The following is a 6,707-nucleotide window of genomic DNA, read 5'->3' as shown; positions in this document are numbered from 1 at the left end:
AATACGATAAGTTTTCACCTGCTCTCCTCCTCATTCGCTTTTGTGAAGCATCTCTTCATAATGTTGGGTCACCTGCGCCTGAAGCGCCGCCACCGTCTGTTCATCCATTCCGCGGAAACGGCCTTGGAGGTTCACGTAATCGGAGACAGGACGGAGCTGTTTAGGCTTTTGGTTGAGGGTGATTTTTCCGTTTTCGTATTCATATAAAAGCCATGCCCCGCACTGGACTGCCACCCGGCAGACTTCAATGGACTTGGCGGGAGGGCATCCCCAGCCGGTGGGGCAAGGGCTGTGTACATGGAGCACCGCCGGACCCGGAGCGTCCTTGGCCTTCTGGACCTTGCGGCGCAGGTCGGGAATATAGGCCACGCTGGCCGAGGCGCAGTAGGGGACGTCGTGGGCCATGACAATGGACAGTAGATCCTTGCGTCGGGTAGCCTTGCCGCCGGGGGTGGTGGTAGTCCAAGCGCCGTAGGGGGTAGAGCTGCTGCCCTGGATGCCAGTGTTCATATAGGCTTCATTGTCATAGCAGACGTAAAGCACCCGGTCACCCCGTTCCAGCATCCCAGAAAGGGATTGCAGGCCGATGTCCACGGTGGCGCCGTCCCCGGCAAAGCCCAACACTGTGGTGTGATCATTACCTTGAGCCGCCAGTCCCGCCCGGATGCCCGCGGCATAGGCGGCGGTACTTTCCAGATTGCCTTGGAAGGCCGCCAGGCGCATGCCCGCCTCCCGTCCAAAGCCGCAGAAGAGGGCGGAACAGCCCGGCGGGATGACCACCACCGTGTCCTCCCCTAAGACGTCCAACACATTGCGGATGATCAGTTCCAACCCGCAGCCCGCACAGGCACTGACCCCGTGGGCGATAAAGCGGTTAGCAGAGGTCTCTATCTTAAACATGTAGGGGCACCTCCCTTAAATGCATGGGATCGTCTTTGCAATCGATCCAGTTAACCCCGTCGCAGGGTGCTTCCTGGCCCAGGTCCTCAAAGACCTTCTGAATGGTCATAGGACTGATGTCGCGGCCAGCAAGACCGCCTACATAGCTTCTCACATCCACATCCCCATCTAAGGCCGCTTTTGTCTCCAGCCAGAGAGGGGTGCCTTGGGCTCCCAATCCAGCAGTCCGGTCCAAGACGGCGACCTTCTTCACAGAACCGCAGGCCTGCCGGAGAGCCTCATAGGGGAAGGGGCGGAACATGACGATTTTAACGGCGCCCACCTTCTGCCCCTCTTCCCGGAGCTTGTCGACCACATACTTGGCCGTTCCGGACATAGAGCCCTGGGTGATGATGATGGCGTCGGCGTCCTCGGCGCGGTAGCCCTCCACCACCTCTTTATGCCGGCCAAATTCTTCCGCAAAGGCGGCAAAGACCTCTCCGGCCACCACCTTTGCCTGGGCAAAGCCCACTGCCTGCTGAAATTTCATCTCGGTGATCTCGTCGGTAGGGGTCAGATCATTGATGACCATAGGATCCGCCGGGTTGAGATAGGCGTTTTTGGGTGTGTATTCTCCTAAGAAGCCGTCCACCTCGTCCTGTTCTGGAAGAAGGACCTTCTGCATGGAGTGGGAGAGGAAGAATCCGTCCAAACAGACCATGGCGGGTGTCTGTACCCGTCTGTCCTCGGCAATGCGGTAGGCGCAGAGGAGGGTGTCAAATACATCCTGGACATTCTCACAGTAGAATTGGAGCCATCCGCTGTCCCGTTCGGCCATGGAGTCCTGATGGTCGCACCAGAGGCTCCAGGGGGAGGCTAGGGAGCGGTTGACCACCGGCATGACAATGGGAACTCGGCAGCCGGAAGCCACGTTGAGGATTTCGTGCATGAGGGCCAGTCCCACAGAAGAGGTGGCAGTGGCGGCTCTCACGCCGGTGAGCTGCGCGCCTACAGCGCAGGACATGGCGGTGTGTTCCGACTCTACCCGTATGTATTTGGCATCCAGCTCCCCGGCGTCCACCAGGTCGCTGAGTTTCTCGGAAATGGAACTTTGGGGGGTGATGGGGTAGGCGGAAATCACCTTGACCCGGGCCATCTTCATGGCTTCCACCGCCGCGGCGTTACCATCTAACATTTTGTAATGGGACATCACTCAGCGCTCCTTTCCGAGATCATTTGAATGCAGTGCTTGGGACATTCATTGGCGCAGATGCCGCAGCCCTTGCAGTAATCCCACTGAAACTCCAATGGCGGCTGCTGTCCCTTGTGGATGGTGATGACATCCGCCGGGCAGTACATCCGGCATGTGCCGCACTGGATACAGGCGGAAAAGTCCACCCGGGGCCGTTCGATCCGCCAGCTTCCTGTATTGGAGGAGGTAAAGACATAGGCGCAGGGCCCTAAAATCGTCTTGTATTCAGAGCTTTTTGGTGTTGTCATAAGCTGTTCTAGCTGCACGCGCATTCTTTTCACCCGCCTTCTTTCCAAAAAATTCTTCTAAGGCGCTTTCCACCGATCCGATAGAGGCGATGCCGGTATGGGCCAAAGCCCCCAGCATGGAGCCGTTGGGAATACCTTTGCCAATGGTGTCCAGAGCTACCTGGGTGGCGTCCACATAATAAACGGTCTGAAAGCCAAACTGGTCGGCATACCGCTGGGCCATCTCCCGGCTGGCGGTGTTGAGGACGAGGACGGTGTCCTCATCCTTTCCCCGGCCCACATCGATGCCGTGTTTTTCTACAATAAATTCGTCCAGAACCACTACAATATCCGGTTCATAGACAAAACAGTTGACCTGGATGGGCTTTTGATCCACCATGACGTCGGTGTAAACCGGCGCGCCCCGCCGCTCATGGCCATAAGCTGGGACGGTAATGGCGTATCGGCCTTCATGGATGGATACCGCCACCGAAAGGATTTTAGCCGCGGTGACGACTCCCTGTCCGCCTAGGCCGTAGAACTTCAGCTGCTTCATTGACAGGCTCTCCCTTCCCTAAATAATGTTTCTTTATATGTAATGGTAATTCGTATAAAGAACTAAATATAATTATAACAAAGACAAAAGGCAAAGTAAATGGAAAAGGTAAAATTTTACACAGTCACAAAGGGCGCTGCTGCCTTTGTATAGGCGTCCACCCTTTTTCTCAGGAGAAAACTATGATATAATCATCTCATATGACAGGGCTTGCGGGTTCCGCAGGCCGGGAGAAAAGACGGTGAAACCATGTCGAATGAACAATATATCCTGCAATCGGTGGATAACGCCCTAGCCATCATCGACCTGCTGGCAAAACATGAGGAGCTAAGCGCCGCGGAGGTAGCCCGGCTCATGGAGATAGGAAAGACAACGGCGTTCCGGTTACTCACCACCCTGGAGAACCGGAAGTTTCTCAACAAAACAGACAGCAACCGGTACCGCCTAGGGGTCAAGCTTTCCTCTTTAGGCGCCATCGTCCTGGGGCGGATGGATATTATCAAGCTGGCCCATCCCTACCTCATCAACCTGACCCAGCTGTGTGAGGAGACGACCCATCTGGTCATCTGGGATAACGACACCATGGTCCAGTTCATCGACAAGGTGTCCAGCCCTTCCTCCATCCGGATGGAATCCATGGTGGGGCTGCGCCGCCGTGCTCACATGACCGCCACCGGCAAGGCGATGCTGGCTTTTCAGCCTCAGCAGTTTATTGATAACTACATTAAAAACGTATCCTTTTCCCCCAAGACCCCCTATTCCATTGTGACAGCCCAGCAGCTGCTGGAAAATTTGGAGGGGGTCCGGCGGAATGGCTATGCCTGTGACGCCGATGAAAGCGAGCTGGGGCTGACCTGTTACGCGGCGCCCCTTTTCGGCGTGGGGGACAGGGTGGAGGCTGCCATCAGCGCCTCAGGTCCCACCGAGCGGATGAAATCCAAAAAGGATTTTCTCATCCCCCTGCTGCAAAAGACCGCCCAGAATATTGCCGCGGAAATGAAATAAGAAGAGCCGTCCTTATTGGGCGGCTCTTGTCATTATTTGCGGTAGGCGATCTCCTTATCAATTTTAGCCACCATGACATAGTTGGGATTGACCATGCTGCCGACATAGAGCTTGTTGCACTGGGAGACGGCCTGATAGGCCTCCATCTCATCCCAGCCTAGCTCCACCAGCCAGCCAATGAGCTCGCACAGGGCGATACGTGCCGCGTCCTCCATGGGCTTGGCGGCGCCGACACACATGATCTCCGTATCGCTTTCGATCCGGGGCCAGGTGATGGTTTTCCCTTTGATGAGCTCAAACTTCAGGGTAACCTTAGCGGCAATCTCTAAGGCGGTGCCGCAGATTTCCCCCTGTCCCTGCCGGCCGTGGCAGTCCCCGATGGAGAAGTTGGCGCCTGGGCAGCTGACCGGGAGGTAGAGGGTATTCCCCGGTTTTACATCGGGGACATCCATATTCCCGCCGTTTTCAAAGGGGGTGATGGACATAAAAGAGTTGAGCCCGTGGGCGCAGCCGATGGTGCCGATAAAGGGCTCCCAATCGAAGTTCAGCTTGTCGTTATAGCGGTATTTTCCCGTCGCCTCGTCAAAATGATAGATGAAGGTCTTTTCCGGGATAGGGCCGCTGAGCATCCGGGTAGTGTTGGTGGGCACAATGGCGCCCAGCTCCTGCCGGTAGGCGCTGACCGCCCAGTCCCGGACCCGCTAAATGCTGATAATTTCGATCTTCAAGGTGTCGCCGGGCTCCGCCCCCTCGATACAGATCGGGCCCACCTGGGGACAGGGAGGCATGTGAATATCCGCCGGAACTTTGTCGTTGGAATCCAGCATATCGCAGAAGGCGTCATGGGTAAAGAAGGCTACCGTTTCCCCCGGCTGTACCGTGGCGATAGGTTCAAGGCTGGGGCCGATGACATAGGCGTAATCTTTTTGTTCTACATGGATTTCTCTCATTTTGGTCACCTTTCTTCTACTTCAGCTTCTTATTGATGAATACACTGATAATGCCCAGAATACAGATGGGAGCCATGATATAGAAGGTGACGGTCCAACCCACCACCTCGATGAGGGCGCCGAAGAGGATGGTGCTGAGAAAGACGCCCACCTTTTCCAGAGTGTTGACAACACCGCAGGCCATACCATTCTGCTCAGGTTTGGCGATGACCTCAGGGACAGCGGCAAAGCACAGGGTGGCGAGACCCATGGTAGCGATACCGAAGATGAGGCTCATAAGCCAGTAGATATTAGTGGGGCAGTGAGGCATGACGATATAGACAATGGCGGAAAAGACGAAGAGGAAAATCATGGGGCCCCGGCGGGAATGAAGCTTATCGGATACGGCGCCTACCACCAGGCCGGTGGGGATGCCGATAATGCTGGCCAGACTGGTGATGGTACTGGCGGTGCTGGCGTCCATGCCCCGGACTTCGGACAGGTACTGAGCCAGGAATCCCAGAACGCCTTGATTGGTGGTGAGCATCAGGGCGAAGGTAACGCCGATGAGCCAGACAGCCGGATTCTTGATGACCACGGAGAGCGCCTCTTTTGCCATTTTGGTCTGGACCTCTTTGTTGGTGGGATCGTTATCGGGGTTAACGGTGGCGTCCAGCCGGCGCATGCCGATGATCCAGAGCACCAGCATCACTGCGGAATAGACGGCGGTGAGCCACCAGGCGTTTTTCCAAGCGCCGCCGCCGGCAATACGGGGAGCGACGTTAAACATGATGAACTGTCCCACCGACATGTAGGACATCATAATGCCCATGGCAAGGCCGCGCTTTTCTGGGGCAAAGACGCTGCCAATGGCCGCTGGGCCCAGGGTGGCGATGAAGATGAGGCCCACGCCCTCGATGATCCGGCCGATGAGCAGCAGAGCGTAAGACTGGGTGACGACGCCCAGCAGGGAGCCCACCAGCGAACAGATCAGGCTGAAGGCGCCGGTTTTGTACATACCATAGCGGGTGATAATCAAACCGGCAGGAATGGCCAGGATAATGCCGGCAAAGGAAAAGATGGACATGAGGAAGCCGCCCTGGGCGGTGCCGGAGAGGTTCAAAGCAGCGATCAGATCACCCATGAGGGGCGGGACCTTGAACATGCATAGGGCAAGGGCGGTCATGGAAAGGACAACAATCCACAGGACTGCCCAGCAGGATAATTTTTTCGTTTGGTTTTTTACGGAAGTCGCAGTCATTTTTCCACACCTCTGTCATTATTTTTAAAAAAGGACCTGTATTCGTACAAAACCTTCTCCTCCTCCTTTATCGGGAATCGTTTCTTTATACGAACCTGTATTACATATAATGAATATGTTGCCCTCATTATAGCATGGGGGTTGGGAGGTGTCTACCCTCTTGACATAAATCTGTTTGGGTTGCATAAATACTAGTTTTATTCCTTGAGCAGATTGCTGTTTTATTGATTTTTCACCAAGGCGGGCATTTTTTCCCAAAAGGCCCATAGGAGGTTAGCACTCAAAAGCTCATGATCCTATTTTAATTGTATTGGACAGCCTAGCCGATCATGACCAAAGAAAGGATAGATGAGAAAACTCCTAGGGTGAAAGGCGGTATGATGCTTGAAATCCCTCCGTGTCTTTGAGAGGGAAGGAATCTTCTAAACTGACTTGACAAGTTTTTGGAGATGTGGTAGTATAATGATCCGCAGAGGCGTCTTAAACAGAGATTGCCCTTTGTCTTTGCCGGTGCTTATAGCGATGAGGTCCCACCTGTTCCCATCCCGAACACAGTAGTTAAGCTCATCTGTGCCGAAAATACTTGGCGGGCGACTGC

Annotated in this window: 8 protein-coding genes and 1 rRNA gene; 2 read left to right on the top strand and 7 right to left on the bottom strand. The window is 55.1% G+C overall.

The window, feature by feature from the left end; genetic code table 11:
• Positions 1-30: 30 nt before the first annotated feature.
• Genes ACZ25G_RS01195 through ACZ25G_RS01180 form a run of 4 tightly spaced genes read right to left on the bottom strand, consistent with a single transcriptional unit; the run spans position 31 to position 2,914 of the window.
• Positions 31-900 (bottom strand): thiamine pyrophosphate-dependent enzyme, encoded by an 870-nt coding sequence (locus ACZ25G_RS01195; protein ID WP_463681254.1) that lies wholly within the window; start codon positions 898-900, stop codon positions 31-33.
• On the bottom strand, positions 893-2,089 hold the full coding sequence (gene porA, locus ACZ25G_RS01190) for a pyruvate ferredoxin oxidoreductase (protein ID WP_342681855.1): 1,197 nt from the start codon (positions 2,087-2,089) through the stop codon (positions 893-895). Before porA ends, ACZ25G_RS01195 begins: the two co-directional genes overlap by 8 nt.
• Positions 2,089-2,379 (bottom strand): 4Fe-4S binding protein, encoded by a 291-nt coding sequence (locus tag ACZ25G_RS01185; RefSeq protein ID WP_463681253.1) that lies wholly within the window; start codon positions 2,377-2,379, stop codon positions 2,089-2,091. Before ACZ25G_RS01185 ends, porA begins: the two co-directional genes overlap by 1 nt.
• The gene (locus ACZ25G_RS01180) at positions 2,357-2,914 is read right to left on the bottom strand and encodes a 2-oxoacid:acceptor oxidoreductase family protein (RefSeq protein ID WP_463681252.1); all 558 of its coding nucleotides are present in this window, start codon (positions 2,912-2,914) and stop codon (positions 2,357-2,359) included. The genes ACZ25G_RS01185 and ACZ25G_RS01180 overlap by 23 nt, the downstream gene beginning before the upstream one ends.
• Positions 2,915-3,163: 249 nt before the next feature.
• Between ACZ25G_RS01180 and ACZ25G_RS01175 the strand changes: the two genes are divergently transcribed.
• Positions 3,164-3,919, top strand: coding sequence for an IclR family transcriptional regulator domain-containing protein (locus ACZ25G_RS01175; protein ID WP_191482691.1), 756 nt, complete (start codon positions 3,164-3,166; stop codon positions 3,917-3,919).
• A 32-nt stretch (positions 3,920-3,951) separates the two neighbouring features.
• On the opposite strand, the gene ACZ25G_RS01170 is transcribed toward ACZ25G_RS01175, so the two are convergent.
• The 3 genes from ACZ25G_RS01170 to ACZ25G_RS01160 are packed head-to-tail and all read right to left on the bottom strand — an operon-like array spanning position 3,952 to position 6,109.
• A complete protein-coding gene (locus tag ACZ25G_RS01170; RefSeq protein WP_463681251.1) occupies positions 3,952-4,569 on the bottom strand; it encodes an acetamidase/formamidase family protein in 618 nt (205 codons plus the stop codon).
• Positions 4,570-4,620: 51 nt separating this feature from the next.
• A complete protein-coding gene (locus ACZ25G_RS01165; protein WP_463681250.1) occupies positions 4,621-4,869 on the bottom strand; it encodes an acetamidase/formamidase family protein in 249 nt (82 codons plus the stop codon).
• Positions 4,870-4,885: 16 nt separating this feature from the next.
• Positions 4,886-6,109 carry an MFS transporter gene (locus ACZ25G_RS01160; protein ID WP_463681249.1) on the bottom strand — a complete coding sequence of 408 codons (1,224 nt, stop codon included), beginning with the start codon at positions 6,107-6,109 and terminating at the stop codon, positions 4,886-4,888.
• Between the two features lie 506 nt (positions 6,110-6,615).
• Here ACZ25G_RS01160 and rrf point away from each other — a divergent pair.
• A 5S ribosomal RNA gene (gene rrf / locus ACZ25G_RS01155) occupies positions 6,616-6,707 on the top strand; the annotation flags it as partial.

Source organism: Zongyangia sp. (assembly GCF_965361945.1).
This window is presented reverse-complemented; position numbering and strand designations above follow the sequence as displayed.

Coding starts and splice junctions, on each gene's coding strand:
- ACZ25G_RS01180 (WP_463681252.1), bottom strand. CDS start 2,914: ATGAAGCAGCTGAAGTTCTACGGCCTAGGCGGACAGGGAGTCGTCACC.
- ACZ25G_RS01185 (WP_463681253.1), bottom strand. CDS start 2,379: ATGACAACACCAAAAAGCTCTGAATACAAGACGATTTTAGGGCCCTGC.
- ACZ25G_RS01165 (WP_463681250.1), bottom strand. CDS start 4,869: ATGAGAGAAATCCATGTAGAACAAAAAGATTACGCCTATGTCATCGGC.
- ACZ25G_RS01175 (WP_191482691.1), top strand. CDS start 3,164: ATGTCGAATGAACAATATATCCTGCAATCGGTGGATAACGCCCTAGCC.
- ACZ25G_RS01160 (WP_463681249.1), bottom strand. CDS start 6,109: ATGACTGCGACTTCCGTAAAAAACCAAACGAAAAAATTATCCTGCTGG.
- ACZ25G_RS01195 (WP_463681254.1), bottom strand. CDS start 900: ATGTTTAAGATAGAGACCTCTGCTAACCGCTTTATCGCCCACGGGGTC.
- porA (WP_342681855.1), bottom strand. CDS start 2,089: ATGTCCCATTACAAAATGTTAGATGGTAACGCCGCGGCGGTGGAAGCC.